Source organism: Micromonospora sp. CNZ322 (assembly GCF_007827755.1).
The window spans coordinates 318407-337058 of record NZ_VITD01000006.1; the positions used below are offsets into that span (position 1 = coordinate 318407).

General features: G+C 73.7%; 17 protein-coding genes. 10 read left to right on the forward strand and 7 right to left on the reverse strand.

Going from position 1 to position 18652, the window contains the following annotated elements:
• Positions 1-61: 61 nt before the first annotated feature.
• The gene (locus FB453_RS17320; protein ID WP_145791497.1) at positions 62-1495 is read right to left on the reverse strand and encodes an aldehyde dehydrogenase family protein; all 1434 of its coding nucleotides are present in this window, start codon (positions 1493-1495) and stop codon (positions 62-64) included.
• Between the two features lie 72 nt (positions 1496-1567).
• On the opposite strand from FB453_RS17320, the gene FB453_RS17325 reads away from it, so the two are divergent.
• Positions 1568-3175 carry a phytoene desaturase family protein gene (locus tag FB453_RS17325; protein ID WP_145791500.1) on the forward strand — a complete coding sequence of 536 codons (1608 nt, stop codon included), beginning with the start codon at positions 1568-1570 and terminating at the stop codon, positions 3173-3175.
• 107 nt (positions 3176-3282) lie between these two features.
• Here FB453_RS17325 and FB453_RS17330 read toward each other — a convergent pair whose 3' ends face one another.
• The 3 genes from FB453_RS17330 to FB453_RS17340 form a co-directional block, all read right to left on the reverse strand.
• On the reverse strand, positions 3283-4050 hold the full coding sequence (locus tag FB453_RS17330; RefSeq protein WP_091402208.1) for a polyprenol monophosphomannose synthase: 768 nt from the start codon (positions 4048-4050) through the stop codon (positions 3283-3285).
• A gap of 147 nt (positions 4051-4197) precedes the next feature.
• Positions 4198-5199: an SDR family oxidoreductase gene (locus tag FB453_RS17335; RefSeq protein ID WP_145791502.1), complete on the reverse strand. Its 1002-nt coding sequence runs from the start codon at positions 5197-5199 to the stop codon at positions 4198-4200.
• Positions 5196-5624 (reverse strand): SRPBCC family protein, encoded by a 429-nt coding sequence (locus FB453_RS17340; protein WP_341866358.1) that lies wholly within the window; start codon positions 5622-5624, stop codon positions 5196-5198. Before FB453_RS17340 ends, FB453_RS17335 begins: the two co-directional genes overlap by 4 nt.
• Before the next feature lie 174 nt (positions 5625-5798).
• Between FB453_RS17340 and FB453_RS17345 the strand changes: the two genes are divergently transcribed.
• Genes FB453_RS17345 through FB453_RS17380 form a run of 8 tightly spaced genes read left to right on the forward strand, consistent with a single transcriptional unit; the run spans position 5799 to position 14477 of the window.
• On the forward strand, positions 5799-7475 hold the full coding sequence (locus FB453_RS17345; protein ID WP_112583407.1) for an HAD-IIIA family hydrolase: 1677 nt from the start codon (positions 5799-5801) through the stop codon (positions 7473-7475).
• A complete protein-coding gene (locus tag FB453_RS17350; RefSeq protein ID WP_112726624.1) occupies positions 7472-8446 on the forward strand; it encodes a glycosyltransferase in 975 nt (324 codons plus the stop codon). The genes FB453_RS17345 and FB453_RS17350 overlap by 4 nt, the downstream gene beginning before the upstream one ends.
• On the forward strand, positions 8431-9648 hold the full coding sequence (locus tag FB453_RS17355; protein ID WP_145791504.1) for a glycosyltransferase: 1218 nt from the start codon (positions 8431-8433) through the stop codon (positions 9646-9648). Before FB453_RS17350 ends, FB453_RS17355 begins: the two co-directional genes overlap by 16 nt.
• The gene (locus FB453_RS17360) at positions 9645-10361 is read left to right on the forward strand and encodes an SIS domain-containing protein (protein WP_145791681.1); all 717 of its coding nucleotides are present in this window, start codon (positions 9645-9647) and stop codon (positions 10359-10361) included. Before FB453_RS17355 ends, FB453_RS17360 begins: the two co-directional genes overlap by 4 nt.
• Before the next feature lie 40 nt (positions 10362-10401).
• A complete protein-coding gene (locus tag FB453_RS17365; protein ID WP_145791506.1) occupies positions 10402-11862 on the forward strand; it encodes a PfkB family carbohydrate kinase in 1461 nt (486 codons plus the stop codon).
• Positions 11859-12560 (forward strand): SDR family oxidoreductase, encoded by a 702-nt coding sequence (locus tag FB453_RS17370; protein ID WP_112583403.1) that lies wholly within the window; start codon positions 11859-11861, stop codon positions 12558-12560. The genes FB453_RS17365 and FB453_RS17370 overlap by 4 nt, the downstream gene beginning before the upstream one ends.
• On the forward strand, positions 12557-13510 hold the full coding sequence (locus tag FB453_RS17375; protein WP_145791508.1) for a glycosyltransferase family 9 protein: 954 nt from the start codon (positions 12557-12559) through the stop codon (positions 13508-13510). Before FB453_RS17370 ends, FB453_RS17375 begins: the two co-directional genes overlap by 4 nt.
• Positions 13494-14477 (forward strand): DNA topoisomerase IB, encoded by a 984-nt coding sequence (locus FB453_RS17380; protein WP_112726627.1) that lies wholly within the window; start codon positions 13494-13496, stop codon positions 14475-14477. Before FB453_RS17375 ends, FB453_RS17380 begins: the two co-directional genes overlap by 17 nt.
• A gap of 155 nt (positions 14478-14632) precedes the next feature.
• Here FB453_RS17380 and FB453_RS17385 read toward each other — a convergent pair whose 3' ends face one another.
• On the reverse strand, positions 14633-15667 hold the full coding sequence (locus tag FB453_RS17385; RefSeq protein WP_145791510.1) for a helix-turn-helix domain-containing protein: 1035 nt from the start codon (positions 15665-15667) through the stop codon (positions 14633-14635).
• A gap of 9 nt (positions 15668-15676) precedes the next feature.
• Positions 15677-16438, reverse strand: a complete 762-nt coding sequence (locus tag FB453_RS17390; protein ID WP_145791512.1) for a TetR/AcrR family transcriptional regulator C-terminal domain-containing protein — start codon at positions 16436-16438, stop codon at positions 15677-15679.
• 82 nt (positions 16439-16520) lie between these two features.
• On the opposite strand from FB453_RS17390, the gene FB453_RS17395 reads away from it, so the two are divergent.
• The gene (locus tag FB453_RS17395; protein WP_145791515.1) at positions 16521-18110 is read left to right on the forward strand and encodes an MFS transporter; all 1590 of its coding nucleotides are present in this window, start codon (positions 16521-16523) and stop codon (positions 18108-18110) included.
• Here FB453_RS17395 and FB453_RS17400 read toward each other — a convergent pair.
• Positions 18100-18603, reverse strand: a complete 504-nt coding sequence (locus tag FB453_RS17400; RefSeq protein ID WP_091401689.1) for a hypothetical protein — start codon at positions 18601-18603, stop codon at positions 18100-18102. The two genes, FB453_RS17395 and FB453_RS17400, sit on opposite strands and share 11 nt — an antisense overlap.
• Positions 18604-18652: the final 49 nt, after the last annotated feature.

Sequence of the window (18652 nt, forward strand, 5' to 3'; positions counted from 1 at the left end):
GGAGCACAACCGACGCGGTACGGGCGGGCGGACGCACCACCCCTGCGTCTGCCCGTACCGTTCACCAGTGCCCGCCGCCCGGCGCCTCGATGTGCACCGCCTTCGTGGCGGTGAACTCGTCCAGCAGCTCCGGGCCGTACCCGAAGCCCTGCCCGCTGGCCCGGCGCGGATGCGCGGCACCCCCCGGCGCACCCCCGAACACCGCGTTGACCTTGACCGTGCCCACGGGCAGCTCCCGCCACGCCCGCTGCGCGTGACTCATCGACGGGGTCAACACCGTTGCGGCCAGCCCGTACGGGGAGTCCGCCGCGCAGCGCAGCGCCTCGTCGAACGAGTCGACGACCACCACCGGGGCGACCGGCCCGAAGGTCTCCTCCCGGACCAGCGGCATGTCGTGGCGGCAGTCGGTGACGACGGTGGCCGGGTAGAACGCCCCCGGCCCGTCCGGCACCTCGCCGCCCACCCGCACCCGTGCGCCGTCCGTCACCGCGGCCGCCACCTGCCCGTGCACGTGGTCCCGGTGCCGCCGGTCGACCAGCGGGCCCAGCTCGGTGCCCGGGTCCCGGCCCGGTCCGACCCGTAGGGCTCCGGCGCGGCGTACCAGCGCGGCCACGAAGTCGTCGGCCACCTCCCGGTGCACGTAGAGCCGCTCCACCGCCACGCAGATCTGCCCGGCGTTGGCGAACGCGCCGAGCGCGGCCTGCTCCGCCGCCCACTCCGGGTCGACGCCCGCATCCACGATCAACGGGTCACTGCCGCCGTTCTCCAGGAGCACCTTCGCGCCGGTGCGGGCCGCCGCGGCGGCGATCGCCCGCCCGGTCGCTGTGGAACCCACGTGGGCCACCACGTCGACGTCCTGCGCCGCCAGTGCCGCACCCACCTCCGGGCCGCCGGTGAGCAGCGACAACACCCCGGCCGGCAGTGCCTGGTCCAGTGCTCGGGCCAGCAGCCAGCCCGTCGCCGGTGTCCGTTCGCTCGGCTTGTAGAGCACCACGTTCCCGGTCACCAGGGCCGCGCCGAGCAGTCCACAGGAGACCGCCACCGGGTCGTTCCAGGGGGTGATCGCCGCGACCACCCCGCGTGGCTGCGGGGTCAGGAAGTCCAGCGCGTCGGTTTCGCCGTTCAGCGTGCGCCCGCCGCGCAGCGGTGCCAGTTCCGCATACTGTCGCAGGGTGCCGATCCCCGCCTCGACGCCGCCGCGGGCGTCCGCCAACGGCTTGCCCATCTCCGCGGTGACCGCCGCCGCCAACTCCTCGATGACCGCCTCCACCGCGTCCGCGGCCCGATGCAGCGCCGCCGCGCGTTCGGCAGGAGCGGTCGCCGCCCACTGGGCCGCCGCGTTGCGGGCCGCCTGGGTCGCCTTGCCCACCTCGTCGGCAGTGGCCACCGGCACCGTGCTCACCGGCGCGTCGTCCGCCGGATCACGCACGACCAGTTCGCCGCCGTCGCCGCCCGCACCCCATACTCCGCCCACCAGCTGCGCAACCGTGTACATGCGGCGTTGGATGCCCCGGCCTCGACGAGGCAAACACGTTTCGCCCGGTTGCGCGCCGGGTAGGCGGATCCGATGACAACCACCACCGTGCAGAGCGCGGACGCCGTCATCGTCGGCGCCGGGCACAACGGCCTGGTGGCGGCCAACCTGCTGGCCGACGCCGGCTGGGACGTGGTGGTGCTGGAGGCGACAGCGGTGCCCGGCGGCGCGGTCCGCTCCGCCGAGGTCACCGCGCCCGGCTACCTCAGCGATCTCTACAGCTCTTTCTACCCCCTCGGGTACGCCTCGCCGGTGCTGGGCGGCCTGGACCTGGGTCGACACGGGCTGTCCTGGCGGCACTCGCCGGACGTGCTGGCGCACCTGCTGCCGGACGGTCGAGCCGCGGTGATCAACCGGGACCCGGACGTCACGGCAGCGTCGCTGGAGCAGTTCGCCCCCGGGGACGGTAAGCGCTGGCTCAACGCGTACACCGACTGGCTCGACGTGGCCGACCCAATGCTGGAGGCGATCACCTCGCCGTTCCCGCCGGTACGCGGCGGGCTGGGCCTCCTGCGTCGGTTGCGCGTCGCCGGCGCGCTGCGACTCGCGCGGCGCCTGGTCGTGCCGGTCCGCAAACTTGGCGACGAACTCTTCGACGGTCCCGGCGGGCCGGCCCTGCTGGCCGGCTGTGCCCTGCACACCGACCTCTCCCCTGAGGAGGCCGGCTCCGGGGTGTACGGCTGGCTGCTGGCCATGCTCGGCCAGCAGGTCGGCTGGCCGGTGCCCGACGGAGGCGCGCAGCAGATCACCAACGCACTGGTGGATCGGCTACAGGGGCTCGGCGGGACGATCATCTACGGTGCCCGGGCCGATCGGGTGCTCACCGCCCGGGGCCGGGCGATGGGGGTCCGGACCGTCGGCGGCGGGCTGTGGCGGGCCCGTCGGGCCGTGCTCGCCGATGTGCCGGCGCCGGCGCTCTACCTCGACCTGGTCGGCGCGGCGGCACTGCCATCCCGGCTCGTGGAGGACCTGGCGCACTTCCGGTGGGACGGCTCCACGCTGAAGGTGGACTGGGCGCTCTCCGCGCCGGTGCCCTGGACGAACCGGCAGGTGGCCGGCGCCGGCACCGTGCACCTCGGCGCGGACCTGAACGGGCTCACCCACTACGCCAGCGAGTTGGCCCGTGGCGAGCTACCCCGCGACCCGTTCCTGCTGGTCGGGCAGATGTCTGTGGCGGACCCGAGCCACTCCCCTCCGGGCACCGAGTCGCTCTGGTCGTACACCCATCTGCCGTTCCGGCGAAACTGGCGGGCCGAGGAGGTCGCCGGGCACGTGCAGCGGATGGAGGACGTGCTGGAGGCGGCCGCCCCGGGTTTCCGGAGCCTCATCGTGGGCCGACACGTGGCCGGGCCAGCCGACCTGGAGAAGGGCAATCCGAGCCTGGTCGGTGGCACGCTCGGCGGCGGGACCGCCGCCGCGTACCAGCAGCTCTTCCTGCGCCCGATCCCTGGCCTGGGCCGGGCGGACACCCCGGTGGACCGGCTCTTCCTGGCCAGCGCGTCGGCGCACCCCGGCGGCGGTGTGCACGGCGCACCGGGCGCGAACGCGGCCCGCGCCGCGCTGGCCCGCGACCGCGCGCTCACCGGCCGCGCCTACGCCGCAGCCATCTCCACCGCCCACCGCGCCATCTACCCCGACTAAGGCCCACCCCCACCCCCCTTGGCTCCCGGTGATCAAGAGGTTTGCGTCAGTTCCGCCGACGCTGACGACGCAAACCTCTTGATCACCCAGGCAGGGTGGGGGGAGGGTTAGCGGGTGATGTTGCGGTGTTTGCTGCGGAGGCGGAAGGGCATGAGCGCGCTCTCCACCTTGGTCGCGGTGGTCATCTTGGAGACGCCGTCGCGCCGCTCCTCGAAGCGGATCGGCACCTCCAGGATGGTGTGCCCCAGCTTGGTGGCGAGGTAGTGCATCTCCACCTGGAAGCTGTAGCCGTTGGACTGCACCCGCTCCAGGTCGATGTCGCGCAGGGCTTCGGCCTGCCAGATCTTGAAGCCGGCGGTCAGGTCCCGGATACGTACCCGTAGCAGGGTGTGCACGTAGAGATTGGCCCAGCCACTGAGCGCCCGGCGGTAGAGCGGCCAATTCTCGTCCAGCTCGCCGCCGGGGACGTACCGGGAACCGATCACCACACTGGCCTGGGTGGAGAGCAGCGCGCCGAGCATCCCCGGCAGCGCCTCGGGCGGGTGCGAGAGGTCGGCGTCCATCTGCGCCACGTACTCGGCGCCGCCCTCGATCGCCCGGGTCATCCCGTCCACGTACGCCCGGCCGAGGCCCTCCTTGCCGGCGCGGTGCACCACCTCGATCCGGTCGGGGTGCTCGATGGCCAGCTTGTCGGCCACCTCCCCGGTGCCGTCGGGGGAGTTGTCGTCGGCGACGAGGATGCGCAGCCCCGGCAGCGGCAGCGCGAGCAGCCGCTCGACCAGCGCCGGGAGGTTGCCCGCCTCGTTGTACGTGGGCACCACGACGGTCAGGCGTGCGTCCCGCCACGGCGTCGGCAACTGCACCGGCTTGATCATGTCGGTCATCCTCGGTTTGCGGACAAGGGTCATGGAAAGGGTATCTAGTTCCCGCATTCGGTCTGAGGGAGGCACCCCTTCCGGGCGTTGCGCACCCTCGCCACCCACCGTGCGCAGGCGTCCAAGCCCTGGTCAGAGGCTCGCCGGTCAACGACGGCGGCGAGCGACCGCGCTGAGGGCGAGCGCTGCGACGGCGAGCGCGACACCGGAGAGCGCTGGTTTGTGCGTGCCCACCCACAGTGCCGCGGAACGGTCCCGCGCCTGTTCGCGGAACACGCCCGCCGTGCCCCGGTCCGTGTCCGCATCGCCGGGGTGATCCAGATTGTCCCGCCAGGTCGCCGGATCGATCTTCTCGCCGGTCTGCTGGCTGTCGTAGCCGTCGCGGGCCAGCTTGCGGTCCAGCAGACCGGGGAACAGGGCGTCGCCCACCCGGGCCTGCCAGGTCGGGCCACCCACGTTCAGCTCCCTGGTGCCACGGTCGGCGGCCCAGACGATGGCCCGGGCGGCCAGCTCCGGAGTGAAGATCGGCGGTACCGGTTGCGGATGCCGGGGCAGCCGGGTGCGGACCCAGGAGAACTGCGGCGTGTTGACCGCGGGCAGCTGCACCATTGACAACTTCACCCCCGGGCAGTCGTGCAGCAGCTCGGCGCGCAGCGAGTCGTTGAAGCCCTGGACGGCGTGCTTGCTGGCGCAGTACGCCGACTGCAGCGGGATCCCCCGGTAGGCCAACGCCGAGCCCACCTGCACGATCGTGCCCCGCCCGTGCGCCCGCATGTGCCGCAGCGCGGCGAGGGTGCCGTGCACAGTGCCCAGGTAGGTGACCTCGGTGACCCGACGGAACTCGCGAGCCGGGATCTCCCAGGCCGGCGCGAACACCGACGCCATCGCGTTGTTGACCCACACGTCGATGCCGCCCCACCGGTGCACCACGTCGTCGGCGGCCTGCTGCACCGCGCCCGCGTCGGCCACGTCGACCCGGTACACCCGCACGTCGGTCGCGCCGCGCAGTCGGCACTCCCGCTCGGCGGCGACCAGACCCGCCTCGCCCCGGGCCAGCAGCGCCAGCCGGGCGCCGCGCGCCGCGTACGCGTGGGCGACGGCCCGACCGACGCCGGCGCTCGCCCCGGTCACCACCACGGTCTGCGTCACGGTGACCCCTTCTGCCGGGTGGCGATGTCGGCGAGGCGGTCCAGGGTCTCCCGGTTACGCAGGTGCAGCACCAGATCGTTGACCTTGTTGCGGACCCAGCGCAGCGGGCCGGCGGCGAAATCCTCCCCGATCCGGATGCGGGTGGCGTTCTCGCCGACCGGCTCCAGCGTGAAGGCCACGATCGCCTCGCCGGCCGGCCAGAGACCGGCCTTCAGCACGAGCCGGTGCGGCGGTTCGCAGACCAGCACCGTCGAGGCGTCCTGCAAGGAGAACGGCCACGGCCCGGCCTTGTGGTGCAGTTGGCTGCCCACCCGGGGCCAGGCGTCGTCCACGTCGCGCACGTGTGTCGTGCCGACCACCCAGTCGCTGTACGTCCATCCGTCCGCGAGCACGTCGAACACCTGCTGCGGGGAAGCGTCAATCACTTTCTCCACAATCGCCACCGGTATCCCATACCCGGAGCACGGCACGGGCTAACGGCTGACCTGGTTAGCTTCTCTCAGACGGCGGGTAAGGCCGACCCGGGGCATCGCTGGCGGCGCTGGCCCACCGCCTCCACGACGACGTTTACTCCTCGGGGCGCAGGGAACCCGCCGGCTGTGCGACAGGACCAGGAGGATCCGTATCAGCGCAGGTCAGCCCAGGTGTACGCCGCTGCTGACCGCGCCGGTTCCGGGTCTGTCGCAAGCCCCCGAGCGGTGCTCTACGACGCGGTGCTGCTGGACCGCGACGGCACCCTGATCGAGGACGTGCCGTACAACGGCGACCCGGAGAAGGTGCGGCCGGTGCCGGGCGCTCGGGCGGCGCTGGACCGGCTGCGCGCGGCCGGGCTGCGGCTGGCGGTCGTCACGAACCAGTCGGGCCTGGCCCGGGGTTACTTCACCGGTGAACAGATGCGGGCCGTGCACGCCCGCGTCGAGGAGTTGCTGGGCCGGTTCGACGCGTGGCTGGTCTGCCCGCACGACGACGCCGACGGCTGTGACTGCCGCAAGCCGGCGCCGGGCCTGGTGTACGCCGCCGCCCGAGAGTTGGGCACGACGCCGTCCCGCTGCGTACTCGTGGGCGACATCGGCCGGGACGTCGGCGCCGCCATGGCCGCCGGGGCCGCGGGGGTGCTGGTGCCCACCCCGGTGACCCGGCCGGAGGAGGTCGTCGCCGCCGGGTGGGTGGCCACCGATCTGCCGGCGGCGGTGGCAGAGATCCTGCGCCGCCAACAGGCTGTGCAGCCCTCGACCCCGACCGCCGAACCGGTACGGACGGCGCTCGTGGTCCGCTCGGATTCGGCGGGTGACGTGCTGGTCACCGGCCCGGCGATCCGCGCCGTCGCGGCTGGAGCGGAGCGGGTGGTGCTGCTGTGTGGGCCGCGCGGTCGGGCCGCCGCCAACCTGTTGCCCGGCGTCGACGAGATCATCGAGCATCCGCTGCCGTGGATCGACCCCGCGCCGGGGCCGGTCGACCCGGAGGCCATGCGGAGCCTGTCCGCGCGGCTGGGTGCGGTCGGCGCGGACCAGGCGGTGGTGTTCACCTCGTTCCACCAGTCCGCCCTGCCGCTGGCGCTGCTGTTGCGGATGGCGGGGGTCCACCGGATCGCGGCGATCAGCGACGACTATCCGGGCTCGCTGCTGGACATCCGGCACCGGGTGCCGGTGGGCGTCCCCGAACCCGAACGTGCCCTTTCCCTGGCCGCCGCCGCCGGCCACCGGCTGCCCCACGGCGACGAACCGGTCCTGCGGCTGCGCCGAGACGCCGTGCCGCCGCGCCCGGCCGACCTCGGCGACCCGGGGTACGTGGTGCTGCACCCCGGGTCGGCCGCGTCGAGCCGGGCCTGCCCGCCCGAGGTGGCCACCCGGATCGTCGGGGCGCTTGCCGACGCCGGGCACCGGGTGCTGGTCACCGGCGGCCCGGACGAGCGCGCGGTCACCGCCCGGGTCGCCGCGGCCGGCGGCACCGACCTGGGCGGCCGCACCGACCTGGCCGGGCTGGCCGCTATCGTCGCGGACGCCAGCGCGGTGGTGGTCGGCAACACCGGGCCCGCGCACCTGGCAGCCGCCGCCGGGGTGCCGGTGGTGAGTCTCTTCGCGCCGACCGTTCCGTTCGGCCAGTGGGGGCCCTACCGGGTGCCGACCGTCCGGCTCGGCGACGCCGCCGCTCCCTGCCGGGACACCCGGGCAGCCAGTTGCCCGGTCCCCGGGCACCCCTGCCTCAGTGGCGTCGACCCGGGCGACGTGGTCGACGCGCTCCGAACCCTCGCCGTCAGCGGTGGTGGCGGCCGATGAACATCCTGCTCTGGCACGTGCACGGCTCCTGGACCACGTCGTTCGTGCACGGTAGCCATCGTTACCTGATTCCCACCACACCCGACCGCGGCCCGTACGGCCTCGGCCGGGCCCGCACCTACCCGTGGCCGGACAATGCGGTCGAGGTCAGCCCGGAGGAGCTGCCGAGCGCAGACGTCGACCTGGTCATCCTGCAACGCCCCGAGGAGATCGACCGGGCCGAGCAGTGGCTTCGTCGTCGCCCCGGCCGCGACCTTCCTGCGATCTACGTCGAGCACAACACCCCCAAGGGCGACGTGCCGAACACCCGCCACCCGATGGCCGACCGCGACGACCTACTCATCGCCCACGTCACCGGGTTCAACCAGATCTTCTGGGACACCGGCGCCACGCGCTCCACAGTGGTCGACCACGGCATCGTCGCTCCCTCCGCGTCCTACACCGGGGAGCTGGACCGACTCGCCGTGGTGATCAACGAGCCGGTACGGCGAGGTCGGGTCACCGGCACCGACCTGCTGCCCCAGTTCGCCGAGATCGCGCCGCTGGACGTCTTCGGCATGGGCGTCGCCGGCCTGGCCGACCACCTCGGGCTGCCCGCCGACCGGCTGACCAGCCACGATGACGTGCCCCAGGAGCGGATGCACACCGAACTGGCCCGCCGGCGGGCGTACCTGCATCTGTGCCGGTGGACCTCCCTCGGGCTCAGCCTCATCGAGGCGATGGCGATCGGCATGCCGGTCGTCGCGCTCGCCACCACCGAGGCGGTGATGGCGGTGCCCCCGGAGGCGGGGGCGCTCGCCACCCGGACCGACACCCTGCTCGACGCCGCCCGCCGGTTCATCGCCGAACCGGCTACCGCGCGGCAGGCCGGAGCGGCTGCGCGAACCGCCGCGCGCGACAGGTACGGCCTCGACCGTTTCCTCGCTGACTGGGACCGGCTGCTGGAGGAGGAAGTATGCGGATCGCGATGATCTCGGAGCACGCCAGCCCGCTCGCCGTCCTCGGAGGGGAGGATGCCGGCGGCCAGAACACCCACGTCGCGGAGCTGTCCGCCGCGCTCGCCGCCGCCGGGCACGAGGTGCGGGTCTACACCCGCCGCGACGCGCCCGACCTGCCGGTGACCGTCCGCAGCCCGGACGGGTACGACGTGGTGCACGTGCCGGCCGGCCCGGCCGAGCCGGTGGCCAAAGACGCGCTGCTGCCGCACATGCGGGAGTTCAGCAACTGGCTGATCGAGCGGTGGCGCGGCGGCGACTGGGTGCCCGAGGTGATCCACGCGCACTTCTGGATGAGCGGACTGGCCGGGCTGACCGCCGGCCGGCAGACCGGGGTGCCGGTGGTGCAGACGTACCACGCGCTGGGCACTGTGAAGCGCCGCTACCAGGGTGTGCAGGACACCAGCCCGGCCCGACGGGTCTCCTACGAGCGGGAGCTGGGCCGCTCGGTGGACCGGATCGTCGCGCAGTGCCGAGACGAGGTGGGCGAACTGGTCCGGATGGGTGTGCCCCGGTCCCGGATGACAGTGGTGCCCTCCGGGGTCAACCTCACCACCTTCGCCCCGCTCGGACCGGCCGCCGACCGGGAACCGGGACGGGCCCGCATCCTCACCGTGGGTCGGCTGGTTGAGCGCAAGGGCTTCCAGACCGTGATCCGCGCGATGGCGTTGGTCCCGGACGCCGAGTGCGTGGTCGTCGGCGGCCCGCCCGAGGGGCTGTTGGAGACCGACCCGTACGCCCGGCGGCTGCGGGCCCTCGCGGAGTCGTGCGGGGTTGCCGATCGGGTGCACCTGGTCGGCGCGGTGCCCCGGGAGGAGATGGGCCGCTGGTACCGCTCGGCGGACCTGCTGGTCGCGGCGCCCTGGTACGAGCCGTTCGGGTTGACCCCGCTGGAGGCGATGGCCTGTGGGGTGCCGGTCGTCGGCACGGCCGTGGGCGGCATCCGGGACACAGTGGTCGACGGGACGACCGGTGACCTCGTGCCGGCCCGGGACCCGCACGCCCTGGCCACCGCGATCCAGGGGTTGCTCGACGACCGGATCAGGCGTTTCGCGTACGCGACGGCGGCGCGTGAGCGGGCCCGGGAGCGGTACTCGTGGGCGGCCACCGCCGAGCGGCTGGTCGAGGTCTACAGCGAGGTGGCCGCCGTGCGCCGGCCGACCCGGGTGGTGGCCTGATGCCGACGGGCAGTCTGCTCGACACCCACCTGACGAATCTCGCCGCGGCGCTGGTGCCGTACCGACGGTGTGAGCGACAGCTGGCGCGCTGGGGCGCGGACCTGGCCCACCGGCTGGCCGCCGGGGGGCGCCTGCTGGTGGCCGGCAACGGCGGCAGCGCCGCCGAGGCCCAGCACCTCACCGCCGAGCTGGTGGGCAAGCTGCACGACGACCGCCAGCCGCTGTCCGCGATCGCGCTGCACGCCGAGACGAGCGCGCTCACCGCCATCGCCAACGACTACGGCTACACCGACGTGTACGCCCGCCAGGTGCGCGCCCACGGCCGCCCGGGCGACATCCTGCTGTTGCTGAGCACCAGCGGAACCAGCCCCAACCTGGTCGCCGCCGCGCAGGCGGCCCGCGACGTCGGGGTGATCACCTGGGCGCTCACCGGCACCGCGCCCAATCCGCTCGCCGACGCCTGCGACGACGTGCTGGCCGTCGCGTCCCCGGACACCCAGGTCGTCCAGGAGCTGCACCTGGTGACCAGTCATCTGCTCTGCGAGTACCTCGAACAGGAGTTGCCCGCCGCGCTGGCGGCAGTCGCCGATCCGGCGGTCGTCCACCCCGGGCCCGGGGAGCCTGCACCGGCCGGTCGGCTGCCTTCCGCGCCGGTACGCGCCGGGGTCGAGGTGGTGCTCGACGGCGGGCCCGGACAGCAGGTCGACGCGTGAGTCGGACAGCAGGTCGACGCGTGACGATGAGGAGGCAAGCGTGAGGGGACCGGTGGTGGTGCTCGGGGACACCCTGCTCGACCGGGATGTGGAAGGTGTGGTGAACCGGCTCTGCCCGGATTCCCCGGTGCCGGTGCTCGACGAGACCGTGGCCACCGACCGACCGGGGGGCGCCGGGCTGGCGGCGGTGTTCGCCGCCGCGCAGGGCGCCGAGGTGGTGCTGGTGACCGCGCTCGCCGACGACGCCGGCGGGGCCCGGCTGAGCGCGCTGCTCGCCGCCGCCGGCGTGCAGGTGTACCCACTGGCCCTCTCCGGTGCGACGCCGGAGAAGATCCGGCTGCGGGCTCGGGGGCGGGTGCTGCTGCGCCACGATCGGGGCGGGGCGTCCGGGGAGCCGGGTCAGCCTTCCGACGAGGTGCTCCGGGTGATCGCCGCGGCGTCGGCGGTGCTGGTCAGCGACTACGGCCGGGGGGTGGCCCGGCAGCCCGCGCTGCGCGACGCGTTGGCCGCCACCCGCGCACCGGTGGTGTGGGACCCGCATCCGCGGGGCCCGGCCGCCGTGCCCGGCGTACACCTGGCCACCCCGAACGAGTCCGAGGTGCGCGAGCTGGTCCCCGCGCTGCCCGGGGCCTCCCGACTTGCCACCGCGTCCCGCGGCGCCCAGGGGCTACGACGGCGCTGGCGCGCCGGCGCGGTCGCTGTGACGCTGGGTGGCGACGGTGCGCTGCTCTGCCACGCCGGGTCGACGCCGCTGGTGGTGCCGACGCCGGGTAGCGCCGAGGGGGACACCTGCGGTGCCGGCGACCGGTTCGCGGCGGCGGCCAGCCTCGCACTGGCCCAGGGCGCGCTGGTCTCCGAGGCGGTGCAGGTGGCGGTCGCCGAGGCGTCCGCGTACGTGGCCGGTGGGGGAGTGGCCACGGTTCTGCCTCCGTCGGCGCCTACGGTGCGGGCCAGGAGTGCGCCGGGGCCGCGAGCCCTCCAGCCGGCACCACGAGGTGGTGCGATGGCCGACCGGGTGGGAGTCGCCGCTGTCGCCACGCTCCTGGGTGAGGTACGCGCCGCGGGTGGCACTGTGGTGGCGACCGGCGGTTGCTTCGACCTGCTGCACGCCGGGCACGTGGCCACCCTGGAGGCGGCCCGGCAGCTCGGCGACTGCCTCATCGTCTGCCTGAACTCCGACGCCAGCGTGGCCGGGTTGAAGGGGCCGGATCGGCCGGTGCAGTCCGAAGCTGACCGCAGCCGACTGCTGGCCGCCCTGAGCTGCGTCGACGCGGTCCTCATCTTCGACGAGCCGACCCCGGAGACGGCGCTGTCCTGGGTACGCCCCGACGTGTGGGTCAAGGGCGGCGACTACGCCACCGGCGGTGGGGACGCGAGCGTCACCCTGCCGGAGGCGGAGGTCCTGCGCCGCTGGGGTGGGAACACCGTGGTGGTGCCCTACCTGGACGGTCGTTCCACCACCGACCTGATCGTCCGCACGCTTGCGGAGCGGACCCGATGACCGCCACGCGGCCCGGCGCCGGGCCCACCGTCCTGGTCACCGGCGGCGCCAGCGGCCTCGGCGCGGCGGTGGTCGCCGCGGTGGCCGCCTCCGGTGGCCGACCGCTCGTGCTGGACCGGCAACCGCCGGCCGACGGGGTGTCCTGGACCGAGTGTGACCTGGCCGACACGCGAGCCGCCGAGGTGGCCACCCAGCACCTCGCCGAGCAGGCCGGTGGCCTGGACGCGGTGGTGACCGCCGCCGGCACGGACGTGCCGGGTCGACTCGGCGACCTGCCGGGGGAGACCTGGGACCGGATCGTCGCCGTCGACCTGCTGGCCACCGCGGCGGTGATCCGGGCCGCGCTGCCGTTCCTGCTGACCTCCCGGGGCCGCATCGTCACCGTCGCCTCAACCCTTGGCGTCAAGGCGGTCAGTGACGCCACCGCGTACTGCGCGGCAAAGTTCGGCGTGGTGGGGTTCACCCGAGCCCTCGCCGCCGAGCTGGCCGGTCAGGTCGGCGTCACCCTGCTCATTCCGGGTGGGATGCGTACCGCGTTCTTCGACGAACGTGACCCGCAGTACAAGCCGGGGCCGGACGCGAACCTCAACGAGCCCGCCGACACCGCCGCCGCGATCATGTTCGCGCTCAACCAGCCGCCCGGTTGCGCGGTGCGCGAGATGGTGGTCTGCGCCGAGCAGGAGACCTCGTACCCGTGATCCTCGTGCTGCGCGCCCTCGGCGTCGGCGATCTGGTGACCGCGGTGCCCGCGCTGCGGGCGCTGCGGGCCGCGTACCCGTCGCGGGAGCTGGCGCTCGCCGCGCCCGGCTGGCTGGCCCCGCTGGTCGACCTGGTCGGTGGCGTCGACCGGCTGGTGGACACTGCCGGGCTGGACCGCCCTCTCCGGGTGGGGTCGGCCCCGCGGGTCGCGGTCAACCTGCACGGGCGCGGCCCGCAGTCGCACCGGCTGCTCGCGGCCACCCGGCCCGGTCGGCTGCTCGCCTTCGCCAGCCCGGACGCCGGCTGCGCCGACGGCCCGCGCTGGTCCGTCGACGAGCACGAGGTGGACCGGTGGTGCCGGCTGCTGTCCTGGTACGACATCCCGGCCGACCGCGCCGACCTCAGCCTGCGTCGGCCCGCTGCGGCGGGGCTGCCCAGCGGTGTCACAGTGCTGCATCCGGGCAGCAAGATCCCGGCCAAGCGGTGGCCAGCCGAGCGGTTCGCCGCGCTGGCCCGGGCACTGACCGACCAGGGGCACCAGGTGCTGCTCACCGGCTCGGCCGACGAACGGGCGTTGGCGGCCCGGGTGGCGGAGGCGGCGGGCCTGAGCTCGGACGCCGTGCTGGCCGGCAGGACCGACCTCGGCGCGCTCGCCGCGCTGGTGGCCGACGCCCGGCTGGTGGTCAGCGGGGACACCGGGGCCGCCCACCTGGCCACCGGGTACGGCACCCCGTCGGTCGTCCTCTTCGGGCCGGTGCCACCGGCGCACTGGGGGCCTCCACCGGATCGGCCGCGGCACCGCGTGCTCTGGGCCGGCGAGGCGGATTGGCCCAAGTGGGACGGGGTAGGAAGCCACCCGACGATGGCGGCTCTGCGCCTTGACGAGGTGCTGGCCGCCGTGGCCGAGGTGGAGAGGGTGGTGCGGGTCTCCGGTGCGGTTGCGGCGTAGCGACCCGGGTCGACCGGGGTACGGACGGCGTCGGCGCGGACGGGGTTGGCTCTTCGTCGACCCGTCCGGGGCTCCGGTGCGGGATCCGGATGTCCTGGCCCGGCTGCGGGAGTTGGTCATCCCGCCGGCCTGGCAGGACGTGTGGATCGCGCCGCACCCGAACGGGCACATCCAGGCGATCGGGATCGACGCGGCCGGGCGAAAGCAGTACATCTACCACCCGCGGTGGCGGGAGAAGCAGGACGAAGCGAAGTTCGACCACATGCTGGAGGTGGCCCGGCGGCTGCCGGCGCTGCGCGAGCGGGTGGGGCGCGACCTGGACGGCCGTGGACTGGGCCGGGACCGGGTGCTGGCGACGGTGACCCGACTGCTGGACATGGGGATGTTCCGGGTCGGCAGCGACCAGTACGCGAACGGCGACGACCCGACGTACGGGGTGGCCACCCTGCGCCCCGAGCATGCCCGGTCCCGGCGCGGCTGCGTGGTGTTCGTGTTCCCCGCGAAGGGAGGCATCGAGCAGGTACGCCGGATCGAGGACCCGGAGCTGTGCCAGGTGCTGGTGGATCTGCGCCGTCGTCGGCGACGGGCGGAGCGGCTGTTCGGCTACTGGGACGGCCGGGAGTGGCGCGACGTGCGCAGCGACGAGGTCAACGGCTACCTGCGCGACGCCAGCGGTGGGGAGATGACCGCGAAGGACTTCCGTACCTGGCACGCCACAGTGCTCGCGGCCACCGAGTTGGCCACCGTCGGCCCGGCCCGCTCGATGACCGCCCGGCGGAAGGCGGTGGTCGCCGTGATGCGTGAGGTGGCGGAGCTGCTGGGCAACACGCCGACGGTGGCTCGCGCGTCGTACGTGGATCCCCGGGTGGTCGACCTCTACCACGACGGGGTGGTGGCGTCGGTGGACCCGCAGGCGCCTCGCGAGGAGGCGGAGCAGGTCGTCCTGAAGCTGCTGGAGGGGGCCTGACCGGCCCCGTCGGCGGTTCTGGGGGGAAGCGCGACGGAGCCGGAGCCTCGGGCGTCAGTGGGGTGCCACCGGGCGGCCGCCCGCCGCTCGCGCGGCGGGCGCCTCGCCACGGCCCCCGTTGGCGGCCCACCAGGTGGCGGCCGGCCGCGTTGGTGTCAGTCTGCCGGCAGCGAGTTGACGGTGGACGCCTGGCGGTTGACGATCCGCGCCAAATCCGAGCCACTGTCGCGGTGTTCCTGCGGGGTTGTGCCGTACGCGGCCCGGAATACCCGGCTGAAGTGGGCCTTGTCGGAAAAACCCCACCGCGCCGCCACGGTCTGCACGGGCTGCGTGCGCAGCGCCGGGTCGGCCAGGTCGCGCCGGCACCGGGCCAGCCGCAGATCCCGGATGTACGACGCCACAGTGGCGTCCTCGGCCTCGAACAAGCGGTGCAGGGACCGCACCGAGATGTGGTGGGCGTCGGCGACGACCTGCGGGCCGAGTGTCGCGTCGCCGAGGTGGCGGTGGATGTACGACTGCACCTGGGTGAGCAGCGCGCGGCGGCGGACCTCGGTGGGCACGGCGTCCTCGGCGACGAGGTGCCGGCCGAGCATTGTGGTGGCCAGGTCCAGTCCCACCGCGCCGAGCCGGCTGGCGTCGGCGGCATGGTACTGCTCGGGGTGCCCTGTCACCTGGAGCAGGAACTGCGCCAGCAGCGCCCCGATCCCCTCGCTGCCGGACATCCGGCCGCCGTAGAGCGCGGCCATCCGCTGTGGTGGCAGTGGTAGCGCGGCGTGCGGGATCATCGTGACGATCGACGTGGCCTGGTTCTGCTCCGGTTCGGTCGCGTGGTGGCACACGTCGTGCGGCCGGGACGCGTCGTAGAAGGTGAACTCGCCGGCCAGGATCTCGCTGCGGCGACCGTCCTGGCTGGACGTGCCGATGCCGCCGGTGGTGAGGGCGAGGATGTACAACCCCGGGTCAGCCTGACGGACCAGCTTCGGGGTCCGGGTGGCATCCAGGGACGGGTATTCGTACTGCACCAACTGGATCGGGCCGAGCGCTATGAAGTCGGCGCGGGCGGCGAAGTCGTCGCTGTGCGCGGACTGCATGCGCAGCGGCACCGAGGTGCGCGCCACCAGGTCCAGCCACATGCCGAACCGTTCGCCCGGTGGCAGGACCCTGGTGTCGATGGTGTCTCTCGGCAGCATCGGACTCCCTCAGCTCGCTCGACGCCGGATCAGCGCCTCGACGCCGTCGAGGATCCGGTCCAGGCCGAAGACGAACTCGTCGTCGGGGTCGTCGTCCTGGTAGAGCACACCGGCGCTCAGCACCCGGTCCAGCGCGGGGAAGCGGGCCGGGTCGATGAGCCGGGCCACCAGTCGACCGTACGCCGGCATCATCTCGCTGGGTTCGACGCCGGCGGCCCGGCTGCCCTCGGCGATCTGCGAGGTGAGGGTGGCCTCGTTGCGGACGTACCCGGTGATCAGCAGGAGCACCGACATCTTCTCGCCCTCGCCGAGCGTGGTGCCGTCCAGGCAGCGCAGCCCGTCCTCCATCCAGCCGAGCTGCTGCGGGGTGATCGGTGGGCCGCTGATCGGCACGTGCAGCAGCCAGGACCGTTGCCGCAGCACGTCGTGTTCGGCCCAGGCCCACCGGGTGAGGCCGGCGCGCCAGTCGTCCCCGGGTGCGGGTGGGCCGGGGGATGGGCCGTACCCGGTGTCGACCATGAGCATCAGCAGCTCGTCCTTGGAGCCGACGTACCGGTAGAGGGCCATGGTCGCGGCGCCCAACTCCTTGGCCACCCGGCTCATCGAGACGGCCGCCAGGCCGTCGGCGTCGGCCACGCGTACGGCGGCGTCCACGATGGCGGGCACGCTCATACCCGGCCGGGGGCCCTTGGGTGGCCGCTCCCGCAGCCCCCACGCGCTCTCGATGGCCGCCGGGAGTACGGGCCCGCTGTCGTCTGTCTTCGCCGCCACATTTCCTCCTTGCCCCGCCATCCTAGTTCTGCGTATGGTCTACGCATAACAGCGTACGCCATACGCAGAAGGGGAACTGACCATGACGATCACCACCACACCGGCACCGCGAGCGGGTCGGCGGGAGTGGATCGGGCTCACGGTGCTGATGCTGCCGCTGCTCCTGGTCTCGATGGACGTGTCGGTGCTCTACTTCGCCGTCCCGTTCATCAGCGCGGAGTTGCGTCCCACCGCCACTGAACAGCTCTGGATCTTCGACATCTACGGCTTCGTGCTGGCCGGGCTGCTCATCACCATGGGCGCTCTGGGTGACCGGATCGGCCGACGTCGGCTCCTGTTGATCGGCGCCACCGCGTTCGGCGCGGCGTCGCTGCTGGCCGCGTACGCCGACAGCACCGCGACCCTGATCGCCGCGCGTGCGGTGCTCGGCGTCGGTGGGGCCACCCTGATGCCCTCGACGCTCGCCCTGGTGCGCAACATGTTCCACGACGCCAAGCAGCGCGGGACCGCCATCGGCATCTGGACCGCCACCCTCACCGGTGGCATCGCCATCGGCCCCGTGCTCAGCGGGATCCTGCTGGAGCACTTCTGGTGGGGCTCGATTTTCCTGATCAACATCCCGGCGATGCTGATGCTGCTCCTGCTCGTGCCGCTCCTGGTGCCCGAGTTCCGCAACCCGGCCACCGGGCGGTTCGACCTGATCAGCGCGGCACTGTCGCTCGGCGCGCTGCTGCCGGTGATCTACGGCATCAAGGAGATGGCCCGCGACGGCCTCAGCCCGGTGCGGGTCCTCGCCATCGTCGGCGGTCTGCTGGTGGGGGCGCTCTTCCTGCACCGGCAGCGGACCAGGGCGTACCCGATGGTCGACCTCGCGTTGTTCCGCCGTCGCGGCTTCGCCGGGTCGCTCGCGGTCAACCTGCTGGCGATGTTCGCCATCGTCGGCTTTGCCATCTTCACCACCCAGCACCTTCAACTGGTGCTCGGCCTGAGCCCGCTGCGGGCGGCGCTGTGGAGCCTCGTGCCGTCCCTCGCCGTGGGCGGAGTCGCGCCGGCCGCGGCCGCCCTGGCCCAGCGCGTCGAACGGGCGTACCTGATCGGTGCGGGGTTCGGCATCGCAGTGGTCGGCTTCGTGGTGTTGACCCGGGTCACCCCGGAGACGCCGCTGTGGCTGCTGCTCGTCGGCGCCAGTGTCTACGCGGGCGGCCTGGTGATGGTGATGTCCCTCGTCACCGAGCTGGTCCTCGGCGCGGCGCCGCCCGAGCAGGCGGGTGTCGCGTCGGCGCTGACCGAGTCCAGCAGCGAGCTGGGCGGTGCGCTGGGAATGGCGATCCTGGGCAGCGTGGGCGCGGCGGTCTACCGCCGCGAGATCGTCGACGGCCTGCCGGCCGGGCTGCCCGCCGACACCACCGCCGTGGCCCGGGAGACCCTGGGTGGTGCGCTCGCGGTCGCCCAAGGGCTGCCGGCGGAGCTGGCTGACGCGGTGCGGCACGCCGCCGGCGTCGCGTTCACCGACGGGCTGCACCTGGCCGCGTACGCGGCCATGGTGGTGATGCTGCTCGGCGCGGTCACCGCGCTTCTCGCGCTGCACGGCGTCCGACCGGCCGACCCCACGGCGCTGGCCGTCGAGCCGACCGGTCCGGCCGATACCTCGTTGTCGTCGATCAGTCGATGAGCACGTGCGCGAGCCGGTCGCGGAAACGCCGCTCGGAGTCGCTGACCGACTCGCCGCCGATGCCCAGCAACCCACCGCTGGACGCGGCGCCCACCACCTGCTCGGCGATCTTCACGAGCCAGTGCTTGTACGCGCCGGCCTCACCCTCGTCGACCCGCGCCGCCAGCAGCGCGCCGGCCTCGCCGGCCCGCAGCAGCACGTCGTCGATGTACGCCCCGGGGTCGGAGGGCGCGATGACCGGCAACTCCTCGCCGGTGTCCGGGTCACCGACCCGGGTGACGATCTCCCCGGCCACGGCGGCGACCAGCGGGCTGGCCGACTCCCGGCCGGCGGCGATGGTCTCCAACCCGGCCGCGTTCTCCGCCATGGTCCGGCGGGTGCCGTCGGACTCGGCGGCGCTCGCCGCGGTCAGCACCGACTGCGGCAGGCCGACAAGCAACCCCCACTCCCCGTCGGAGAAACCGAAACCGGTGTACGCCGGCTGCTCGATCACGGCAATGCCCCTTCCGCCCTGCTCTGCTTGGTCAATCGGTGCTCTGCTT

What these genes read in the sequence shown, in the direction of transcription:
- FB453_RS17395 (WP_145791515.1), top strand. Translation starts at nt 16,521, where the DNA reads ATGACGATCACCACCACACCGGCACCGCGAGCGGGTCGGCGGGAGTGG.
- FB453_RS17320 (WP_145791497.1), bottom strand. Translation starts at nt 1,495, where the DNA reads ATGTACACGGTTGCGCAGCTGGTGGGCGGAGTATGGGGTGCGGGCGGC.
- FB453_RS17330 (WP_091402208.1), bottom strand. Translation starts at nt 4,050, where the DNA reads ATGATCAAGCCGGTGCAGTTGCCGACGCCGTGGCGGGACGCACGCCTG.
- FB453_RS17370 (WP_112583403.1), top strand. Translation starts at nt 11,859, where the DNA reads ATGACCGCCACGCGGCCCGGCGCCGGGCCCACCGTCCTGGTCACCGGC.
- FB453_RS17350 (WP_112726624.1), top strand. Translation starts at nt 7,472, where the DNA reads ATGAACATCCTGCTCTGGCACGTGCACGGCTCCTGGACCACGTCGTTC.
- FB453_RS17385 (WP_145791510.1), bottom strand. Translation starts at nt 15,667, where the DNA reads ATGCTGCCGAGAGACACCATCGACACCAGGGTCCTGCCACCGGGCGAA.
- FB453_RS17325 (WP_145791500.1), top strand. Translation starts at nt 1,568, where the DNA reads ATGACAACCACCACCGTGCAGAGCGCGGACGCCGTCATCGTCGGCGCC.
- FB453_RS17355 (WP_145791504.1), top strand. Translation starts at nt 8,431, where the DNA reads ATGCGGATCGCGATGATCTCGGAGCACGCCAGCCCGCTCGCCGTCCTC.